Source organism: Rhodobacter sp. 4.3.4, from assembly GCF_058724655.1.
Genome location: NZ_CM178967.1, coordinates 721,978 through 739,954, shown reverse-complemented (window position 1 = coordinate 739,954; position 17,977 = coordinate 721,978). Strand labels below are relative to the sequence as shown.

At 64.0% G+C, this 17,977-nt stretch carries 21 protein-coding genes; 18 read left to right on the top strand and 3 right to left on the bottom strand.

Features of this window, described 5'->3' with window-relative positions; translation table 11 throughout:
* Window positions 1–71: 71 nt before the first annotated feature.
* The 18 genes from AC4PTB_RS03575 to AC4PTB_RS03490 all read left to right on the top strand — a co-directional run bounded on the left by AC4PTB_RS03575 (window position 72) and on the right by AC4PTB_RS03490 (window position 15,229).
* Complete coding sequence (locus AC4PTB_RS03575; RefSeq protein ID WP_492191728.1) at window positions 72–1,739, top strand: phosphoethanolamine transferase; 1,668 nt, start codon at window positions 72–74, stop codon at window positions 1,737–1,739.
* Window positions 1,739–2,131 (top strand): diacylglycerol kinase, encoded by a 393-nt coding sequence (locus AC4PTB_RS03570; protein ID WP_492191727.1) that lies wholly within the window; start codon window positions 1,739–1,741, stop codon window positions 2,129–2,131. The genes AC4PTB_RS03575 and AC4PTB_RS03570 overlap by 1 nt, the downstream gene beginning before the upstream one ends.
* Window positions 2,132–2,205: 74 nt before the next feature.
* Window positions 2,206–3,498, top strand: a complete 1,293-nt coding sequence (locus AC4PTB_RS03565) for a 3-deoxy-D-manno-octulosonic acid transferase (protein WP_492191726.1) — start codon at window positions 2,206–2,208, stop codon at window positions 3,496–3,498.
* Window positions 3,495–4,859 (top strand): 3-deoxy-D-manno-octulosonic acid transferase, encoded by a 1,365-nt coding sequence (locus AC4PTB_RS03560; RefSeq protein WP_492191725.1) that lies wholly within the window; start codon window positions 3,495–3,497, stop codon window positions 4,857–4,859. The genes AC4PTB_RS03565 and AC4PTB_RS03560 overlap by 4 nt, the downstream gene beginning before the upstream one ends.
* On the top strand, window positions 4,856–5,314 hold the full coding sequence (locus AC4PTB_RS03555; RefSeq protein WP_492191724.1) for a GNAT family N-acetyltransferase: 459 nt from the start codon (window positions 4,856–4,858) through the stop codon (window positions 5,312–5,314). Before AC4PTB_RS03560 ends, AC4PTB_RS03555 begins: the two co-directional genes overlap by 4 nt.
* Before the next feature lie 222 nt (window positions 5,315–5,536).
* A complete protein-coding gene (locus AC4PTB_RS03550; RefSeq protein ID WP_492191723.1) occupies window positions 5,537–6,718 on the top strand; it encodes a tyrosine-type recombinase/integrase in 1,182 nt (393 codons plus the stop codon).
* A 134-nt stretch (window positions 6,719–6,852) separates the two neighbouring features.
* Entirely contained in the window at window positions 6,853–7,083 is a 231-nt protein-coding gene (locus tag AC4PTB_RS03545; RefSeq protein ID WP_492191722.1) for a helix-turn-helix domain-containing protein, read from the top strand.
* Window positions 7,084–7,231: 148 nt separating this feature from the next.
* On the top strand, window positions 7,232–9,529 hold the full coding sequence (locus AC4PTB_RS03540; RefSeq protein ID WP_492191721.1) for a DUF5906 domain-containing protein: 2,298 nt from the start codon (window positions 7,232–7,234) through the stop codon (window positions 9,527–9,529).
* Between the two features lie 883 nt (window positions 9,530–10,412).
* Window positions 10,413–10,676, top strand: a complete 264-nt coding sequence (locus AC4PTB_RS03535) for a hypothetical protein (protein WP_492191720.1) — start codon at window positions 10,413–10,415, stop codon at window positions 10,674–10,676.
* Entirely contained in the window at window positions 10,673–10,858 is a 186-nt protein-coding gene (locus AC4PTB_RS03530) for a hypothetical protein (protein WP_492191719.1), read from the top strand. The genes AC4PTB_RS03535 and AC4PTB_RS03530 overlap by 4 nt, the downstream gene beginning before the upstream one ends.
* Window positions 10,851–11,060 carry a hypothetical protein gene (locus AC4PTB_RS03525; protein WP_492191718.1) on the top strand — a complete coding sequence of 70 codons (210 nt, stop codon included), beginning with the start codon at window positions 10,851–10,853 and terminating at the stop codon, window positions 11,058–11,060. Before AC4PTB_RS03530 ends, AC4PTB_RS03525 begins: the two co-directional genes overlap by 8 nt.
* Window positions 11,057–11,281, top strand: a complete 225-nt coding sequence (locus AC4PTB_RS03520) for a hypothetical protein (RefSeq protein WP_492191717.1) — start codon at window positions 11,057–11,059, stop codon at window positions 11,279–11,281. The genes AC4PTB_RS03525 and AC4PTB_RS03520 overlap by 4 nt, the downstream gene beginning before the upstream one ends.
* A gap of 4 nt (window positions 11,282–11,285) precedes the next feature.
* A complete protein-coding gene (locus AC4PTB_RS03515) occupies window positions 11,286–12,002 on the top strand; it encodes a hypothetical protein (protein ID WP_492191716.1) in 717 nt (238 codons plus the stop codon).
* Window positions 12,003–12,172: 170 nt separating this feature from the next.
* Entirely contained in the window at window positions 12,173–12,826 is a 654-nt protein-coding gene (locus AC4PTB_RS03510; RefSeq protein WP_492191715.1) for a hypothetical protein, read from the top strand.
* Entirely contained in the window at window positions 12,807–13,199 is a 393-nt protein-coding gene (locus AC4PTB_RS03505; protein ID WP_492191714.1) for a hypothetical protein, read from the top strand. The genes AC4PTB_RS03510 and AC4PTB_RS03505 overlap by 20 nt, the downstream gene beginning before the upstream one ends.
* Entirely contained in the window at window positions 13,199–13,747 is a 549-nt protein-coding gene (locus tag AC4PTB_RS03500; protein ID WP_492191713.1) for a hypothetical protein, read from the top strand. Before AC4PTB_RS03505 ends, AC4PTB_RS03500 begins: the two co-directional genes overlap by 1 nt.
* The gene (locus AC4PTB_RS03495; RefSeq protein WP_492191712.1) at window positions 13,734–14,528 is read left to right on the top strand and encodes a terminase large subunit domain-containing protein; all 795 of its coding nucleotides are present in this window, start codon (window positions 13,734–13,736) and stop codon (window positions 14,526–14,528) included. The genes AC4PTB_RS03500 and AC4PTB_RS03495 overlap by 14 nt, the downstream gene beginning before the upstream one ends.
* Window positions 14,513–15,229, top strand: coding sequence for a hypothetical protein (locus AC4PTB_RS03490; RefSeq protein WP_492191711.1), 717 nt, complete (start codon window positions 14,513–14,515; stop codon window positions 15,227–15,229). Before AC4PTB_RS03495 ends, AC4PTB_RS03490 begins: the two co-directional genes overlap by 16 nt.
* Window positions 15,230–15,297: 68 nt before the next feature.
* Here the strand turns inward: AC4PTB_RS03490 and AC4PTB_RS03485 are convergent, their stop codons facing one another.
* The 3 genes from AC4PTB_RS03485 to AC4PTB_RS03475 form a co-directional block, all read right to left on the bottom strand.
* On the bottom strand, window positions 15,298–16,614 hold the full coding sequence (locus AC4PTB_RS03485; RefSeq protein WP_492191710.1) for a glycosyltransferase: 1,317 nt from the start codon (window positions 16,612–16,614) through the stop codon (window positions 15,298–15,300).
* A gap of 146 nt (window positions 16,615–16,760) precedes the next feature.
* On the bottom strand, window positions 16,761–17,171 hold the full coding sequence (locus AC4PTB_RS03480) for a GIY-YIG nuclease family protein (RefSeq protein WP_492191709.1): 411 nt from the start codon (window positions 17,169–17,171) through the stop codon (window positions 16,761–16,763).
* Window positions 17,168–17,896, bottom strand: coding sequence for a hypothetical protein (locus AC4PTB_RS03475; RefSeq protein WP_492191708.1), 729 nt, complete (start codon window positions 17,894–17,896; stop codon window positions 17,168–17,170). Before AC4PTB_RS03475 ends, AC4PTB_RS03480 begins: the two co-directional genes overlap by 4 nt.
* Window positions 17,897–17,977 lie beyond the last annotated feature (81 nt).

Below are 17,977 nucleotides of genomic sequence, written 5' to 3'. Positions count from 1 at the left end.
CCGCACAACTGTAAGCTTGGCGCAAGGCCGCGCGGCGAGAGGGGGGCAAGACCGCGCAAGGAGACGCATCCATGTCGAGCAATCCCCTTCCCTTTCCGCCCCCCGGATCCGGCCAGAGCCGTGGCAAAGACCGCTTTCAGCTGACGCCCTGGGGGCTGAACCTGCTGGTCGCCGCCTATCTGCTGGCGGCGCTGAACGGCGGCATGTGGTCGGCGATCTTCCGGGTCTTCGCCAATGATCCGGTCGCGCTCGTGGCCTTTGGCATCTCGGTCAGCCTGCTTTTGCTGGTGCTGATGGCCTTTGTCACCCTGCCCCGGGTGCAGCGTCCGGCGCTGGCCCTGATGATTCTGACCGCCGCCGTGGCCGAGCATTTCCGCGCCGCCTATGGCGTGCTGATCGACCGCGACATGATCCAGAACGCCATGCTGACCACCACGACGGAAAGCAAGCATCTGTTCACGCTGCAGTTTTTCCGCGACATCGGGCTGTGGGGCGTGCTGCCCGCGGCGCTGATCTTTGGCCTGCCGCTCAAACCGGTGCGGTTGCGCAGCCTGATCTGGCGCTGGCCGCTGGGCATCACGCTGACGCTGGTGCTGCTTCTGGGGCTTCTGGTCAGCAATTACCGCAGCTTCGCCCCCGCCGTGCGCAACCACCGCGAGATGCTGGCCGCGTTCCAGCCCGGGGCGCCGCTGCGGGCGATGGCGCGCTATGGCATGCTGCGCCTTGCCACCGCCGATATCACCGCCGCCCCCTATGGTCGCGACGCCCGCCCGGGGCCGCTTCTGCAGGCCGCGCCAAAGCCGGTGCTGTTCGTGCTGTTCGTCGGCGAGACCGCGCGGGCGCAGAATTTCGGCCTGAACGGCTATGCCCGCGACACCACGCCGGAACTGGCGAAACTTGACGTGGTGAATTTCACCGACACCTCCTCTTGCGGCACCTCGACCGCGGTGTCGGTGCCTTGCATGTTCTCGGATCTGGGCACCGAGGGCTATTCGCAAAAGCGCTTCCTTGGCCGCGAGAATCTGGTCGACGTTCTGGCCCATGCCGGGCTGAAGGTGGAATGGATCGACAACAACACCGGCGATCAGAAGGTGGCGAAACGGCTGGGCCCGGTGACGCGGGTCGATGCGACGCTTGATCCCGCCGCCTGTGCGGGCGGCGAATGCACCGATGCCGCCTTCCTGCCGATCATCAAGGCGCGGATGGAAACGATCACCGAAAACACCGTGCTGGTCCTGCACATGATCGGCAGCCACGGGCCGGCCTATTACCTGCGCTATCCGGCCGATCAGGCGGTCTTCACGCCCGATTGCCGGTCTTCGGCCTTTGCCGATTGCAAGGCCGAGGAAATCGTCAACGCCTATGACAATTCGATCCGCATGACCGATCATGTGCTGGCCGAGACGGTGCGGATGATGGCGGCGCAAGATCGCGTGATCCCGGCGATGTATTTCGTCTCGGATCACGGCGAAAGCCTTGGCGAGAAAGGGCTTTATCTGCATGCCGCGCCGATGTTCATGGCCCCTGACGAACAGCGCAAGGTGCCCTTCGTGATCTGGCTGTCGCAGGCCTTCCAGGACACGATGCAGGTGCCGCAATCCTGTCTGACGGCGCAGGCCGCGCAGCCCGTCTCGCATGACAACCTGTTCCATTCCGTGCTGGGCCTTCTCGACATCCAGACCTCGGTGCGCAAGGATGCGCTGGATCTGAGCGACGACTGCCGCAAGGGAGGGGCGTGATGACCAAGCCGGAAAAACCCGCGCCGCAGGTGGTGCCGCCGCGGCCGGGGCTGGGGCATCTGATTGATGCGACCGGCTATTCGCTGGCCGGGATGGGGCGGCTGTTGCGCGAGACGGCGGCGCGGCAGGAGATGCTGCTGGGCGCCGTCGCCCTGGGGCTTTTGGCGCTTTTCGGCGCCTCGGTGGCGCAATTCCTGAGCTTTGGCGTGCTCTTCGCGCTGCTTTTGGCTATCGAAGCGCTCAATACCGCGATCGAGGTGCTGACCGACCGCATTTCCCCCGAATGGTCGCAAGCGGCGAAAGAGGCCAAGGATCTGGGCTCCTTGGCCGTCGGGCTGATGGTGCTGTGCAATGTCGGCTTCGTCGCGGCGGTGGGGCTTGGCCTCGTCTGAGCGGGCCGGATGGACAAATCCGCCGCGCGGCCCTAGGGTCCGCGCGGTTTTGCTGCCCGATGGAGAGGAGCGCCGTGACATCCCCCCGCCCGCGCCCTGACGGCTGGCAGCTGCGCGCCTATCTGGCGGCGCGGCCGCTGTTGCAACCGCTGATGCGCGCGGTGCTGGCGCGGCGGCTCAGGCAGGGGAAGGAAGACCCCGCACGCCTGCCCGAAAAGCTGGGCCGTCCGACCGCGGCGCGGCCTGCGGGGCGGCTGGTCTGGCTGCATGCGGTGGGTCTGGGCGAGGTGCTGGCGCTGCGCCCGCTGATCGCCGCGCTGCAGGCCGAGGACCCGGCCCTCTCGGTGCTGATCACCTCGACCGCGCGATCCTCGGCGCAGGTTCTGGGGACGAACCTGCCCGCGGGCGCGGTGCATCAGTTCCTGCCGCTGGACGGGCCGGATTTCCTGCGCGGCTTTCTGGATCACTGGCGCCCCGATCTGTCGATCTGGTCAGAACAGGATCTGTGGCCGGGTGCGATCTGCGACACCGCCGCGCGCGGCGTGCCGCTGGCCTATGTGAACGCAAGGATCGGGGCGCGGGCGGCGGCGAAACGGGCGCGGCTGGGCGGGCTTTACCGTGACGTGCTGGGGCGGTTTTCCCTGATCGCGGCGCAGGATGCGGGCTCGGCCGGGCATCTGCGCGCGCTGGGGGCAGAAAGCGTGCGGGTGATGCGCTCGCTCAAACCCGCCGCGGCGCCGCTGGGCGTCGATCCGGCCGAGCTGTCCCGGTTTCAGACCGCGCTGTCGGGCCGCAAGGTCTGGGTTGCGGCTTCCACCCATGCCGAGGACGAGGCGGTGGTGATCGCGGCCGCGAAGATGCTTGCCGCGCAAGATCCGAGCTGGCTGTTGATCCTGGCCCCGCGCGTTCCGGCCCGGGCCGCGGCGATCCAGGACGCGCTCACCCGCGCCGGGCTGAGCAGCACCCGGCGCAGCACGGGCGCGATGCCGGAGGCCGCAACGCAGGTCTATCTGGCTGACAGTTTCGGCGAGCTTGGCCTTTGGTATCGGCTGGCCCGCGTCGCCTGTGTCGGCGGCAGTTTCGGCCCCGTTGGCGGCCATAACCCCTGGGAGGCCATCTGTCTGGGCCTGCCGGTGCTTTCGGGCCCCGTCACCCATAATTTCGCCACCGATTACGCCGATCTGGCCGCCGCGGGCCTTGCGCAACGCATCGGGACCGGCCCGGAGGCAGGCGCCACCCTGGCGCGGGCGGTGGCCGAAACCGCCCCCGCCGCGCAAGACCGCGCCCGCGCGCTGGTCGCCACGGCCCGGGCCGAACTGGCACCGCTCGCCCGCGAGCTGCTGGCACTGAGGAAAACCGACCGATGATCCTGCGGCTGTTCATGGGGCTTTACCGGCTGCTGTGGCTTTTCGGCCTGCCTTTTGTGCTGCTGTATCTCTGGCGCCGCGGCCGCCGCGACCCCGCCTATCTGCAGGCCCTGCCCGAGCGCTTCGGCTTTTACCGCAGGGCGCTGCCGCAGGGCGCGCTTTGGGTGCATGCGGTCTCCTTGGGCGAGATGCGCTCGGCCCTTGCGCTGGTGCGGCGCATGCTCGACCGCGGCGAAACCGTGGTGCTGACGCATTTCACCCCGGCCGGGCGCGGCGAATCCGCCCGCGCCTTCGGTCCCGAAATCGCCGCGGGGCGGGTCGTGGTGGTCTGGGTGCCGCTCGACATGGGCTGGTGCTGGCGCCGGTTCCTGCGCGCCTGCCGTCCGCGGCTGGGCCTGACGCTGGAGGTCGAAATCTGGCCCGCGATGATCCTGGCCAGCCGCGCCGCGGGCGTGCCGCTTTTCGCCGCGAACGCGATCTACACGCAGGGCCGTTTTGCCCGCGACAGCAAGGGCTTGCGGCTGCGCCAGCGGGTGATTGCGCAACTCTCCGGGGCCTTCGTCAAATCCCGCCTGCAGGCCGAGCGTTTCGCCGCCACCGGGCTGACCGGGATCACCGTCACCGGCGAATTGCGCTTTGACCAGCCGGTGCCCCCCGCCCTGCCCGCCGCCGCCGACCGCCTGCGCCCGGCGCTGGCCGCCGGGCGCGAGGTGATCACCCTCGCCAGCTGCGTCGAGGCGGAAGAGCCGCTTTTCACGGGCGTCATCGCCGAGATCACCGCGCGGGCCCGCGCCGAAAACCGCCCCGCGCCGCTGTTCGTCCATGTTCCCCGCGCGCCGGAGCGCTTTGACGCGGTGGCCACGGGGCTTACGGCGGCGGGGCTGAACGTGCTGCGCCGCAGTGCCGCGCTTGGCCCAGATCTGGCCCCCCTCGGCCCGATCCTGCCGCCCGATGTGGTTCTGGGCGACAGCCTGGGCGAGATGTTCTTTTACCTCGCGCTGGCCGACCGGGTGATTGTCGGCGGCGGCTTCAGCCCGAAGGGCGCCCATAACGTGATCGAGCCGCTGATGCTGGGCAAGCCGGTGCTGACCGGGCCGCAGGTGCATACGATCGAATATCCCTTTGCCGAGGCCGCGGCGGCGGGCGTGGCGCGCAGCCTGCCCGACCGGGCGGCGCTGCTGGCGGCGCTGGCCGAACCGCCGCGCGACAACCGCGCCGCCATCGCGGCCTTTCTGGCCGAACATGCGGGGGCCAGCGCCCGGACCCTTGCCGCGGCGGATGCGGCGCTGGCCCGGCTGGACTTGGCCGCCCGATCGCGCCAGAACCGCAGCGAGGTCGAAACAGGACGAGACAAGCCATGATCGAGATTGAACTTTCTTCGCCGCTGGCGCCGGAGCTGGCGCTGTTGCACGAGCGGCACACGGTGGCGATGCATGCCGACACGCCGCCCGAATCGATCCACATGCTGCCCGCCTCGGCGCTGGCGGCGCCGGGGATCTGGTTTTACGTGCTGCGCTTCGAGGGCCGGCCGGTGGGCATGGGCGCGCTGAAGCGGATCGACGCCCATCACGCCGAGGTGAAATCGATGCATGTGCTGTCGGAGATGCGCGGCATGGGGCTGGCGCGGGCGCTGGTCGTGCATCTGGTGGGCGAGGCGCGGCGTCTGGGCTTTGCCCGGCTCAGCCTCGAGACAGGATCGCAAGACAGTTTCGGCCCGGCGCGGGCGCTCTATCTGGCCGAGGGCTTTGTCGAATGCGGCCCGTTCGAGGGCTACGGCCACGATCCGAATTCGGTCTTCATGACGCGGGCGCTGTGAATGCTTGCATGCCTTTCGCGCTTGGCGCAAAAGGAGGGCATGCGGTCCCGTAGCTCAGCTGGATAGAGCAGCTGCCTTCTAATCAGATCATTCGGCCTTGCTGACCATCGCTGACGGTGGGATTACCTAACAAAATCAGCATCTTCGGTTGATCAACCCCGCCGCTGGGTGCCATGCAATTGCATAGTCGATTGCATGGAGGCCGCTATGGCAACGCAAGAAATGACCTTCACCAAAGGCGCGCTCGACAAGGCCGCGCACGAAGGCGGGCAGGCGACACGGTATCGCGACGCCCGCTATCCCAACCTCTACCTTGAAGTCGGCACGCGCTCGAAGACGTGGCGCTATCGCAAGTTCTGGAAGGGCCAGAACTTCACCGAGACCCTTGGGACTTGGCCGAATATGGGCGTGATCGAAGCGGCCCAGACCGCAGCCGAGATCAACCAGCGCGTTGAGGAGACAGGCATCACGCGGCACGATGATCGTCGCCGCAATGCGCCTGAGATCACGCTGCGGGTCGCACTGGAACAGCACTGCACGCGCGCGCTCGACCCACGGCAACGCAAAGTGTCGCCGGAAACGGCTGCCGGATATGCCAACATGCTGCGCCTGCATGTCCCGCATTGGCTCGACATGCCTATCACGGACATCAAGCGGCAGATGATCAACGAGAAGATCAAGGCGATGGCGAACAAGCCGACGACGGCAAGTTGCCTTTTGCGCGCCCTGTCTGCGATCTATGGCACCCAGCTTGCCTATCGGGATGATGGCTATGAACATGACCCGACTTACCGCGTGAAAGGCTATGAGGCGCGGACAAGGGAACTGCTGTTCGACGAGGCGAAGCGCTGGCCTGCTCTCGACGCCATCGCGAACGTACCGAACCAGACAAGGCGGGCGGCATGGCTCGCGCTGCTGTTCACCGGCTTTCGGATGAGCAACATTCGCGCCCTTCGCTGGTCTGACATTGACTTCGACGAGGGGATGCTGACCCTCGAACGCATGAAGAACGGCCTCAAGCGCACGTTCCCGCTGTCTGACGCGGCCCTTGAAGTGTTCCGCCTGACGCCGCGCACTCACGATCAAATCGTCTTCGAGGGGCGGCACTACAACAAGCCGATCACGGGCCTTCGCCAGATCGACCTTGGCGGCAATGACGTGGACAACGGCGGCGTTCTGCGCCCCCACGACACGCGCCACCTGTTTTCGTCAGCAGCGGCGAAGGCAGGTCTTTCAGGTCCAGTAATCAACTGGATGCGCGGTGACGTGACCATTATGCAGGGTGCTGCTGGGCGTTACATGCACGATCTTGGGTCACATGCCGATGCAAACGCCATCGCGTCTCAGATCATGGCAAAGTGCGGACCTTCTTTGCCTATTGCAGAATTGCTCAATCGGGCCTAACTTACCGTCATCTTGCCTCCTCGCCCGGACCAGACCTACCGGTGCGTGAGGCCGATCCGAGCAGACGAGCGCGGTGCGCTCAGGGAGAAGGTTGCTTGATCGGTCGATGGGCTCTCAACCTAGAGAGTGCATCTATGACCGAAGACCTTCTCGCAGAGTTGCGCGCTGCTATCGAAGCGCAGTCCTTCCCTGAAATCATGACCCCGGCGCAGGCCGCGCAATTCCTTGGCGTGTCCGAGGACTTCTTGCGTGATCATCGCCGCGCGCGGTCTGGTCCCGCGTATCATCAGCCAGCATCGAAGGTGATCCGCTACACGCGGACCGATCTTCTCGCGTGGCTGAGCCGTTCGCGCGTCGCTGCATGAATTGACCGAGGCAAGCTGGAACTCGCCTCGGTCGAAATTGTCAGCGCAGAGCAACGCCAAGTATTTGGGATGACTTGGTTATAGACGATGCTCGTGCGCGCTTCGACCACAGTTTGAGGACCGGCTTGTCCAATCCAAGGACAAGAAAATGGATCAGAACGAAACCGCAGCCGCCTTTCTCCGTCTCTGGGACGGGTATGAGAAGCGGCATATCGAATTGAACGCCAAGGGCGTTGCCAAAGACGCCAAAGGCAAGGTCACAGCCAAGGTGCAGACGGTCGAAGGGCCGATCACGGCGGAACTGGCCGCTGCTCATATTGCGGGCGAGGCCTCAATCGGCGTCGCGCCTGTGAAGGCAGACAGCACCTGCGCTTGGGGCGTGCTCGACGTTGACTGGTACGACATGCCGGAAGACGATGTTCGTGCATTGGCTGACCGGCTGCGCACGCGCGCCGCTGCATTCCGCACGAAGTCCCGCGGCCTTCACATCTATGTCTTCATGTCGGAACCGATCACAGCGCGCGACATGCACGACTATCTGATTGCCCTGCGCAAACGGCTGCCGAAGAAGGCCCGTGACAAGACAGAAGTTTTCCCCAAGGCAACGCAGGTCAACGTCTCGAAAGACAACGAACCAACAGCCGTCAATCTGCCGCTTCGCAGCCAGCAGCGCGAGCTTGCTTGGGTCATCGACGACACCGGCGTGAAGTTTGCCCTTGATGAACACTCGCCTGTCTCGATCCTCAAGCACATCGACGAGCGTTGCCGGGTCGATGCTGCGCTGGTCAAGCAGATCATCAGTGAGACCCCGACACTCGATTCCAGCGAGATCGGCTACAAAGTGCCGGATAATCCGGCTGGCCGGAATGACCTGCTCATGCGGATTGCCATGTCGATGCAATCGCGCGGCTGGCCTGACACAGAAATGGACGCCGAGATTCGCCGCCTGAACGGCGATGCCAATTTCCACCCGCTCTTTGCTGACGGCGCGCTGCCAGAAGTCGAGATTGCGAATCTACTGCGTTCGGCCAAGCGCCGCGACAAAGGCACGCCGACGCCGTTGCACTATCGCGAGGTTGAGAAGTTCAATCGCGAATGGGCCGTGATCGACTTGAACGGCAAGATTGAATATCTGCGCAAGTCGTCGCCTGAGTTCACGACCTACGGCAAGGAAGACCTGATGGCCAAGACGGCGCACCAGCAGGTGCAGCTTGGCCGGTACCGCGTGCCGCTGGCGAAGCTCTGGATCGAAGACCCGGATCGTGCCGAGTATGAAGGCGTCGTCTGCGAACCGGAAACCTATGATGGCCCCGGCTATAACGTGTTCCGTGGCTTCAAGGTCGCGCCGCGCGATGGCGACGCATCGGTGTTCGAGTCCTACATCAAGGACGTGCTTTGCACGGGCGACGAAGGCCTTGCGCACTGGGTCACGATGTGGCTCGCAGACGCCGTGCAGCGCCCGACAGAACCATCAGTGCCGACAGCACTCGCGCTGCGCGGGCCGCAGGGGGCGGGCAAGTCGTTCCTGCAAGAGCGCGTGCTTGGCGCTATCTTTCATGACCGGCAGATGCACGTTGTGCATGAGTCCTCGCGCCTGTTCGGCCAGTTCAATCGGTCCCTGTTCGGCTGCACTATCATCGCCTGCGAGGAGTCGATCTTTCACGGGTCGAAGAAGGATGCAGACGCGCTCAAGTCGTTCATCTCGTCACCGGGCTGGACCTATGAGGAGAAGTTCAAGGCGGCGTTCCGCGCGAAGAATGTTCACCGGCTGATCGCCACAACCAACAATGAGCACGCGGTGCATGTCGAACGGGATGACCGGCGCTGGACTGTGATCGAAGTCAAGCAGCCGTTCGACCTCACCACGGATGAGGGGCGGGAGCAGGCCTATGCCTTCTGGGAGCCATATCACGCCTTCACGAAGTCGGAGGACGGCCCCGGCATCGTGTTGCGCTACCTGCGGGACTACAAGGTTGACCAGAAGGCATTGACGTTCGCCTATGGCACGGCGGCGAAGGCGCGCGATAAGGTGTTGTCGGACCCTGTGCTGTCTGTGCTGCATGACATTGCCATCGACGGCTTCTGCCCGGATGACGTGAAGGCGGAAGGCATCGTGTCGCTCAAGACCTTGGCCCGTGAGGTGCAGCGCAAGCCAGGTGGGCGTCAGATCGGTTCGGAGGAAGTCGCGGCTCGGGTCGAGGCTTTCATTCCGTTCGCAACGACGGTTCGCAGCGCGCGCTTCGTGACAGGCTTTGCCCAGCGTGTCGATGATGGCATGGTCACGGTGAAAGCCGTTGCGGAATCGCGGCAGCGCGGGCGTCAGCTTGGCACACTCGAACAGTACCGGGCGGCAATTGGCCAGATCACCCAGACTGATTACTCGGACGGCAAGGAGCGCTGGCACGCTTGGTGCGAACCTGAGGACGTGAACGATCCGACGTTCTAGGGGCGTGTCGCTATGGCGTCACAAACGATGGGGAGGCGTGACGGTGAGCGTCACGCCTTTTCTGTTTTCAGATCAAGCGGTTGGGGGCGGTTGTGTCGCTTGTGTCGCTTTTGACCCGGTTAACTTTGTAGCTGCTACACACATGCGCGGCCCGTGGACAGGGCGTCGCTGCGCGCTTTGCGCTATACTACTTTTATATACTGACACAAGCGACACAAGCGACACGCAGCCTTTGAAATCAAAGCGTTACGGTGTGTCGCTATCCTTGGGTTGCGTCACATGGCGACACGATCATGGTCGATACCGGGCCGGCGGGAGCCACATTCCTCGCAGCGCCACGTCCCCTCAACATTTCTGAACAGTTCTCCTGTTTCGCCCGTTCATCTGTGCGCAAATGATGCCATTGAGCGCGGCCAATTGCACGGAGGCTGATTGCATAGCACCGCGCACCACATAGAAATCAACACGTTAACCGCCTAGACCAGCGAATATAGCATTAGTCCCGACATCGCCGGGTCAGCCAGCGCGCCCCTGCCGCCTCTGCGTGAAAAGGTGTCGATGCGGGACGCATGGCGCAGTCGTCTGCACGATCACACCGACAACACCGCCAGCGCCCCAGCCAGCTTGGTCAGCGCTGGGCTTTCTGAGGTCAGCCCCTGTGATCCACCATCGCAGCCGTCCACCGCGTCAGCGCCGCAGCGCTGCGATGCCACGGGCCAACCTGAAAGAATTAGGTGATCCCCATTCGCCACCTGAAAGCGCAGAACAACTCCCCTGCGCTGGTGGCTATGACAATGGCACGGGTCGGCTGGCCACCTTTGCGCGCCTTGGGAGACCCGACTGTCCCTTCGCCCCAAGGCGCGCGCATCACACAGGAGACCCCATGGAATACTCAATCATCGACGAGGGTGAACACTGCTCGCTCACGGCCAAGGACTGCGCCACGAGCAACGTCTTCCGCGTTTCTATCACCAAGGCGACCCTCATCGAAGGCCTGCGTGCCATCCTGATCGACCCTGAGGCGAAAGAAGGCATGGCGGGCAACGTCCTGCTGTTCCGCAAGAAAGACGGGATCATCGTCTCTCCGCGCGCTGGTGCGCAATTCGACATTCCCTATCCCCACCTGTTCCCGCTGGTGCTGGCATGAAGAAGCCCAAGCCTGCACCCATTGCCGACGACCGCCTGACCACCCTCCGCGCCCAAGGCCTCGACGTTGCTGGTGTCACTGACCGCGACGGTGCGCCCCTGATCATGTGGCACCGCCCGCCCACCGAGGCCGAACGCGCGCAAGCCAACCTCCTGCTTCCCGGAGCGCTGCACGATGCGTGAGGCCGCAACGCTCCTTGAGGTTCGGCGCACTGACCGGACGGTCATCTTCTTTTGGTCTGACCAGCCGACTGGTTTCGAGCGCAAGAAGGCCGAGGACGCGAACCCGTCGAACGGTAAGCGCATCGGCCACTCTTGGCCCGGTGATCGTGACGAAAGCGCACCGGGCGCATACCGCATCACCGGAGCCAGACCGTTTAAATGACGTGGCGCTCCCTTGACCTCACGGCCAACCTTCTGCGCGAGCGGGGTCTCGACGTGGTCGCAGTGTGGACGCCTGACGAAGGCCTGACCCCTCAGACGGTTTACTGCCGCTGGCAGAAGACGACGACAGCAGCCGAACGCGCAGAAGCCGAGAAGTTCATCTTCGCCCCGACGATCCGTCATCTGGATATCTGGGAACGCCCGAAAGGTTGCCCGTGGTGATCTCATGTCAGTGAAACACTACACGGGCAACAGGAGCGACCACGCGCAACAGCACATGTGGGCGGCTGTCGTGCTGATGGCCGTCAACGACGCGTTCGGTGACATGTGGGACCGGACGGAACTCGACCGCGCAGAGGCCTTGCGTTTTTTGCTCTCGCCTCGTGGGGCTTGGGCAAGGTCGCGGGAGGAAGTCTGCTCATGTGCTGGTGCAGAAGCAGACCGTCTGCACGCATGGGCTTTGTCGGTGATGGACGGAAAGACGATTTACGGCGACCCGAAGGTTGTGCAGGCGTCGCGCGACCTTTGGGCGTCGATCAATGCGCCGCGTGAGAGGCCAAAGCCGACCGAGAAGGACGCGGAACAACCTGCACCCGACGCAGGAGCGATCCCGCTCCCGTCCATCGTCGAGACCTACGGGGTCTTCGACGTTCGGGACGATGGAACGCTCGTCTGCCCGAACGCCCGCCCACTGGCGGGGCCGAACTTGCCGCGCGAAAACTCCCAGCAAGGGCGCGTCTTGAAAGCCCTGACCATGCAACGAGGGGGCACGATCAACAGCCTCCGCAAAGCCTATGCGAAGTGGGAGCAGGTCGCGGTGGAGTTGTGCCGCCGCCTCGACTTGGAAGTCATCTATCGACACGAAGGCCACGAGGTCGAAGGCATCATCGACGCGGAAACAAAGGTCTTTGTCAGACGACGGCGCATTTCTCGCGCGGCCTGACTGCCACCTTTTTCTTCCCGTCCTCCACCTTGTTCTCGTGTTTTGGAAGCCCCCTCAAGGACTTATCGTTCATCTACTGGCGAGCGGTGCTTCGCGTTTCTCTCTGGTGAAATGAGAGCGGCGGGCAAGCTCGGAACTGCCCGCCGTTCGCATTTGAGAGAGGACCGAAGATGCCTGACGATACGACAGCCGCGCTGCAAGCGCTCATCGCCCAAGTCACCAGCCTGACCCAAACCGTGACGGCCCAACAGAAGCGGCTCGACGACCTGCACGCCTTCAACGGCAAAGTGCTGGACGAGAAGAAAGAAGCGGCCCGCGAAAAGGAAACGGCGCTTTCTTCCGTGGACAAACTGCTCGCCCAACTTGAGGCCGATCAGCGCGAACGCGCCTTGAAGGCCGCGAACTTCACGCGCGATGCCACGGGCAAGCTGATCTTGGCCGGGTCGCAGCAGGAGGCGGGCGTTTATCTGTCCCGCGAAGATGCCCGCAACCCCGTCAAATACCGTGAGGCGAAGCTGGAAGCTGAAAAGCGCGGCGTGCCGCTGCGCGTGACGGATACCGCCGAAGACCCGACGCGGCGCAACACGGGTCAGTCGGACATTCTGAAATCGACCGTCTTCACGTTCGACGATGAGCATGAACGCGTCCGGTATGTGCGGGCCGACATGCAGACGGGCACGGGCATCGTGCATCGTCGGTTGCAGGCCGAGAAGGAGGGTTTCACGATCCGCACTTTCCGCACCCTCGACGACCTGCCGGAACATGCGGCGCGCAAGTTCACGCTGATGGAGAAGGCCGCGAACAATGCAGACTCTGACGCCTGAGGAACAAGCCTGCCTCGAATGGGCCTATCGTTCCGCGACTGACGCCTTCGGCAAGCTCGTCTTCGTGTCAGAGAATGGGCAGGTCTGGGCGCGCGGGGAGCAGTTTTTCCTAGACCCCAACAGCAGCTTTCATGGCTGGATCGCTCTGCTCGCGCAGGCGGTTGAATGTCACCTGGCTGGGATGAAGCCGGGCGAGCAGCGCCGCAACCTCCTCGCGGCTGGTGTGCGGGAAGAAGCGGCAAACTTTGTCCATGACCATTTGGCTGATGTCTCCGTTGTCGAGATGGCTGACCTGCGCCAGCGCGTTCAATTCTACCGGGACGATAAGGCCCGCCGTGACGGGCGCTCAACCACACTCGGGGGTCTTTCCTGATGGCACCGCGCTTCAAGCTGGATGAACTGCCTGCGGCATCGCAGCAGAAGATCAAGGAAGACATCATACTCGGCCGCCGGTCGATGTTCGAGGTGGCGAAGCAAGTCGGCATCGCAGATACCTCGGTCGCACGCTGGATGCGCAAAATGCCGGAAGAAGAACGGCTGCGCATCTTGGCGAAGAACCGGGTCGAGGGAATCGAGGCGGATGCAGCCGTCGTCAATGAAGACCGGATGGACATTGCGAACACCTACGAGTCCTTGGCTCGTCGGGTCGAAAAGCTGATCACGAAGGCCGAGGCGGCGAATGACGATGCCTTCGCGCTGGCCGCTATGGAAGGCTTGCGGAAGGTGCTGCGCGACATTGCGACGATGCAGGGCAAACTCGCAACTCAGGTCAACGTGCAAGTGACCCTCGCGCAGTCGCCGGAATGGATCACGATGCGCGCCATCTTGCAGGAAGTTTGCGAGGAGGTTCCAGCCGCCCGCGAACCGCTGCTGCGGAGGATGCGCAAGCGCGTTCTCTCGCTGGGGGATGCCGGTGTTTGATTCCCTTCAAGACTGGTGCCGCGACCTCGAACGTCGCCTAGACCCATCGGCACTTATGGCGCACTTCCTGTCCCTTGAACTTGGCCGGGAGGCAATGCCCGACCCGTTTCAAGTTGAAGCGATCACAAGCACAGCATCGACGGTCGCCCTGCGCATCGCGCGGCAGTCGGGCAAGAGTTGCGTTCTGGCGGCACGCGGAGTCATGGAGTTGCAGCGAGGAGGCACGACGATTTGTCTGGCTCCCGCAGAGCGCCAGACGCGCGAGATCACGCGCAAAGTCGGTCTCTATCTGCGCGGCACAGACATGGTGATCGAACGGGCGACGCAGACGGAGATTGAGGTCAACACGGGCGGGCGGTTCATCGCGGTTCCAGCTTCCGGCGCGACCATCCGGGGCTACACGGCAACTTTGCTGCAAGTAGACGAGGCCGCTTTCTTGCCGGGTGACAACGGCGGCGAAGACGTGATCACGGCCATCTTGCCGATGCTGACGGACGACGGGCAAGTGTTCTACGCGTCCACGCCTGCGGGCAAGAAGAACTTCTTCGCGGGCCTGTTCCTCAACGCCAAGCCTGACGACGGTATTCACCGGATCGTGGTTCGCGGCACAGACATTCCGCGCATGGCCGCCAAAGTCGAACGGCTTCGACAGCAGCTTTCCCCGACGAAGTTTCGACAAGAGGTGCTCGTGGAAATGCTCAGCGACGGGGTCAGCTACTTCGACCTCGACATGATCGAGAAAGCAAATTCTGAGGAGGCGGCAGTATGGCCCAAACTCTAAATCTCGTCCACTTGCCAGATGGCCGTGTCGTCAACGAGACAAACCACGATCCCGCAATTCCGCGCGTGACAGGCTTTGACCGCTTCTGGCTTTCGGCAGACTTGGGCCAAGCGAATGACTTCACGGCAATCGTCGGAATCCGTGACAAGCAATTCCCTACCGTTGACGGCGGGCGCGTCGTCCTTGGGCCGCGCGAGCGCACTATCGTCTATGCAGATCGCTTCCGGGGCGTGTCCTATGTGGATGTGGTCGATCATTTGATCCGCCTCAAGAACGCTCAGCCGTTTTCTGGCAGGGCAGACCTTTGCATCGACGCCTCATCCTTGGGGCGTGTCGTGTCAGACCAGTTGACCGAGCAGAACTGCCCCCACCTCGCAATCCAGATGGTGGCGGGTCAGAACTGGGTGCGGAAGGGCAAGTATGTGAACGCGGCGAAGTCGCTGATCATCGAAGCGCTTTCGGTCATGTTCGCATCAGGCGAACTCACCTTCGCGAAAGACCTGCCATTGCGGCAGGAGATCGAAGCAGACCTTGCGTCGTTCCAACTGACGACAACGGCGGCTGGAAACCAGATCATCACGCAGTCCCGGAACGCATCAGGCCACGGGGACTTGGGGGTCAGCCTTGCAATCTGCGCCTTCGCCTCCCAATACCTCAAGCCGCAGCGCTTGGAAGTCGGCCATCTGCGCGGCTACTATTGAAAGCGCCTCAGCGCTGCGTCAGCGCTGGGCGTGTAAACGTCGCGCCCTGCCGACGTGCCCGCTGCGCCTCATGCCGCCTCAGCGACGCGCTGCTGCGAGGCGACAAAGCCATGCGCTGACTTTCTCCAATGGCTTGGGGCCGTGATCAACTCGACGACGGCAATCGCGAGGGCCGCTGTGTGAAGGAAGGAGTAAAGCGGCAGGGCCAGCGCATCGCGCATCGGGCGGCCAATCCGGCGCGCGGCGACGGCGAAAGTCGCGATGGTCAGCAGGTAGCCTGACACGAGTAGGACAGCCAGCGGGCCTTGCGGATCACTGACGGCAACCGCCATGCCCACAGGATGGGAGGCGATGCAAAGCAGTTGCACAGGGAGTTGAACGGCGAGTGCGATGCGGTCGCGCAGGCGCACGGGCGGGGTCCAGCGATCAGCAGAACGCGGCAACAGGCCGTGGACAAGGGTCGTCTGGATGAACCCTTTCAGCCACCTGACGCGCTGATGGACCCAAGCCGTCACGGAAACCGGGGCTTCCTCGCCTGTGACCGACAGCACGACGGACGAGGTGTAGCCAGCCCGCGCGAGGCGCACGGCAAGGTCTGCATCCTCGGTGACGTTGTGGGCATCGAACGCGCCGACAGACAGCAGGGCATCGCGGCGGAGATACTGGGTTGTGCCCCCTAGGAGGAACGGCAAGCCGAACCAGTTCAGGAACGGCAGCACACCCCGGAACAGCACGGCATACTCGAGCGCCCAAAGCCGCGTCACAAGCGGCCCGTCATGATCACAGGCCAGGACGCCTTGCGCGACTGCCGCGCCGGATTCGATCAAGCGGGCGACGGCGCGCTTGGGTTGATCACGCGCAGGCCTGTCTTCTGCATCGAACACCACGACGATCTCGCCGCGAGTGTGCAACAGGCCGTAGTTCACAGCACGAGGCTTTGTCCGCGGCCTGCCATCAGGCACGACCAAGACCTGAAACGGCCAGAAGTCGAGTGCGGCCCGCGTCTCATGGTCGTCGTCTTCGACCAGCAGCACGATTTCTAGAGAAGGGTAGTCGAGGGCACGCATCGCGGCGGCAAGGTCCGGGATCACTGTTGGCTCGCGATAGACGGGCAAGAGGACGGTCAGGCGCGGCCATCTTGCAGGCTCTGGGTCGTGATGATCCCTCCACCTGATCAGCGCGGCCGCCCTGAGTGTCAGGACAGCGAGGAAGCAGGGCACAAGCAGCCATGCCAGCGGCGGCCAGATCAACGGCAGCAGCGCGACGAGGACGACGGCGGTACCAACCCACGGCTCCCTGATCGAACGCGCAGATAGGTGCTCTGGAACGGAAGAAGCCGCCCAGCGGGCGGCTTCGGTAGCGTCGGAAAAGGTCTCGTGCTTCATCCGGTCTATACCTCCCCGAGTTCGGAGGCATCGCGGACGGTGAGTTGATCGCCGGGGCCGTGCATAGAAATCTCCGTTGATGGAATCGAAAGGCCCGCCGAGTGGGCGGGCCTGTTTCATTGATGCGGCGAGTGTCGGACCCAGAATCAACCGGGGCCGAAGGTGAGCGCGGCCAAGGTCATGACGATGCCGAACCAGCCGAGGCCTTCGACGATGCCGCGCACGACGCGGAAGGCACGACGGCCAAGGGACGGCCTAGCAGCCGTCCCCCGACCAAGCGCCTTGATGGCTGCGGGCACAGACAGGCGGAACCATTCACGGGCATCGTTGACGCGGTAACGGGCAAGGGCCGCGTGAGCGTCGCGCTCTGCCGCCCGCACGTTGTCAACGGCCCAAGCGGCGGCAACATGGAACGGCATCGGAACGCCGGTCGAAGCCAATTCCTGCGCGCGTTCCTCTGGCGACCGGGTTGTCATGCCGATCTTGACCAAACCCGGCATGGCTGGGTTTGTCAGAAGGTAGAGCCAGCCGGGTTCGATCACGGTGAGCGGTATCACTTGCTGACCTCGTGCGCCTTCGCCCGCCGCTTCGCCGCCTCGCGCAGCGGCAGCGCCTTTATGCCTTCGGGCAGGAGCAGGGTGTATTTCCCCTCTCGCCGCTCGACGCCAAGGCCGATGGCCTTCACGTCGCTGTAGATGGCCGAGGTGACGGTCGGACGATTCCAGCCGAGAAGGTCCATGAGGTGCTCAACCGTCGTCCCGCGTGACAGTGCTGTCACCAGCAGGGCGCGTTTCGATCCCTCTTTCGTCGGTTTCACGTCTTCCGCGCTGCCCGGTTCGACAAGAACCCGGTCATCCAGCCCACGGGGCGCACGAGCGGGCTTCTTGGGCTTCGGGGCGGGCTTCGCTTGCTTGCCCTTGATCGGGGCTTTCGTCCCGACGCCTTCGGCCAGCAGGTCGAAGGCGATGGTCACGCCCCAATCCGTCAGAACTTGATCCACGCCGGGTTGCCCGTTCGGCTTCTCATTGCCCACGGACAAGATGCCTTTCGACGAGAGCGAGGCGATCACGCCCTGAACCTGCTTCTTCGTCAGGCCGGTGCGCTGGGCGACCTCTGCTACGTCTGCAAAGGTCATGTTGTCGCTCAGCATGGCGTCGAGGGTTTCCGCGCCGTTGCATTCCATCCCGGCGTCGAGGTGCGCGACGGTCACGGCCTTTTCGAGCGGGGTCATCTTCTGGACGACTTCGCGGAGGGTGGGTGAGCAGGTGTTGTCGGTGGTCATGTCGTGTCACTCCGTTGATAGGGCGCACAGCACGCCCGGTGACACGACATTCAGTTCTTCTTTCGTTCTGCTCAACCGGGG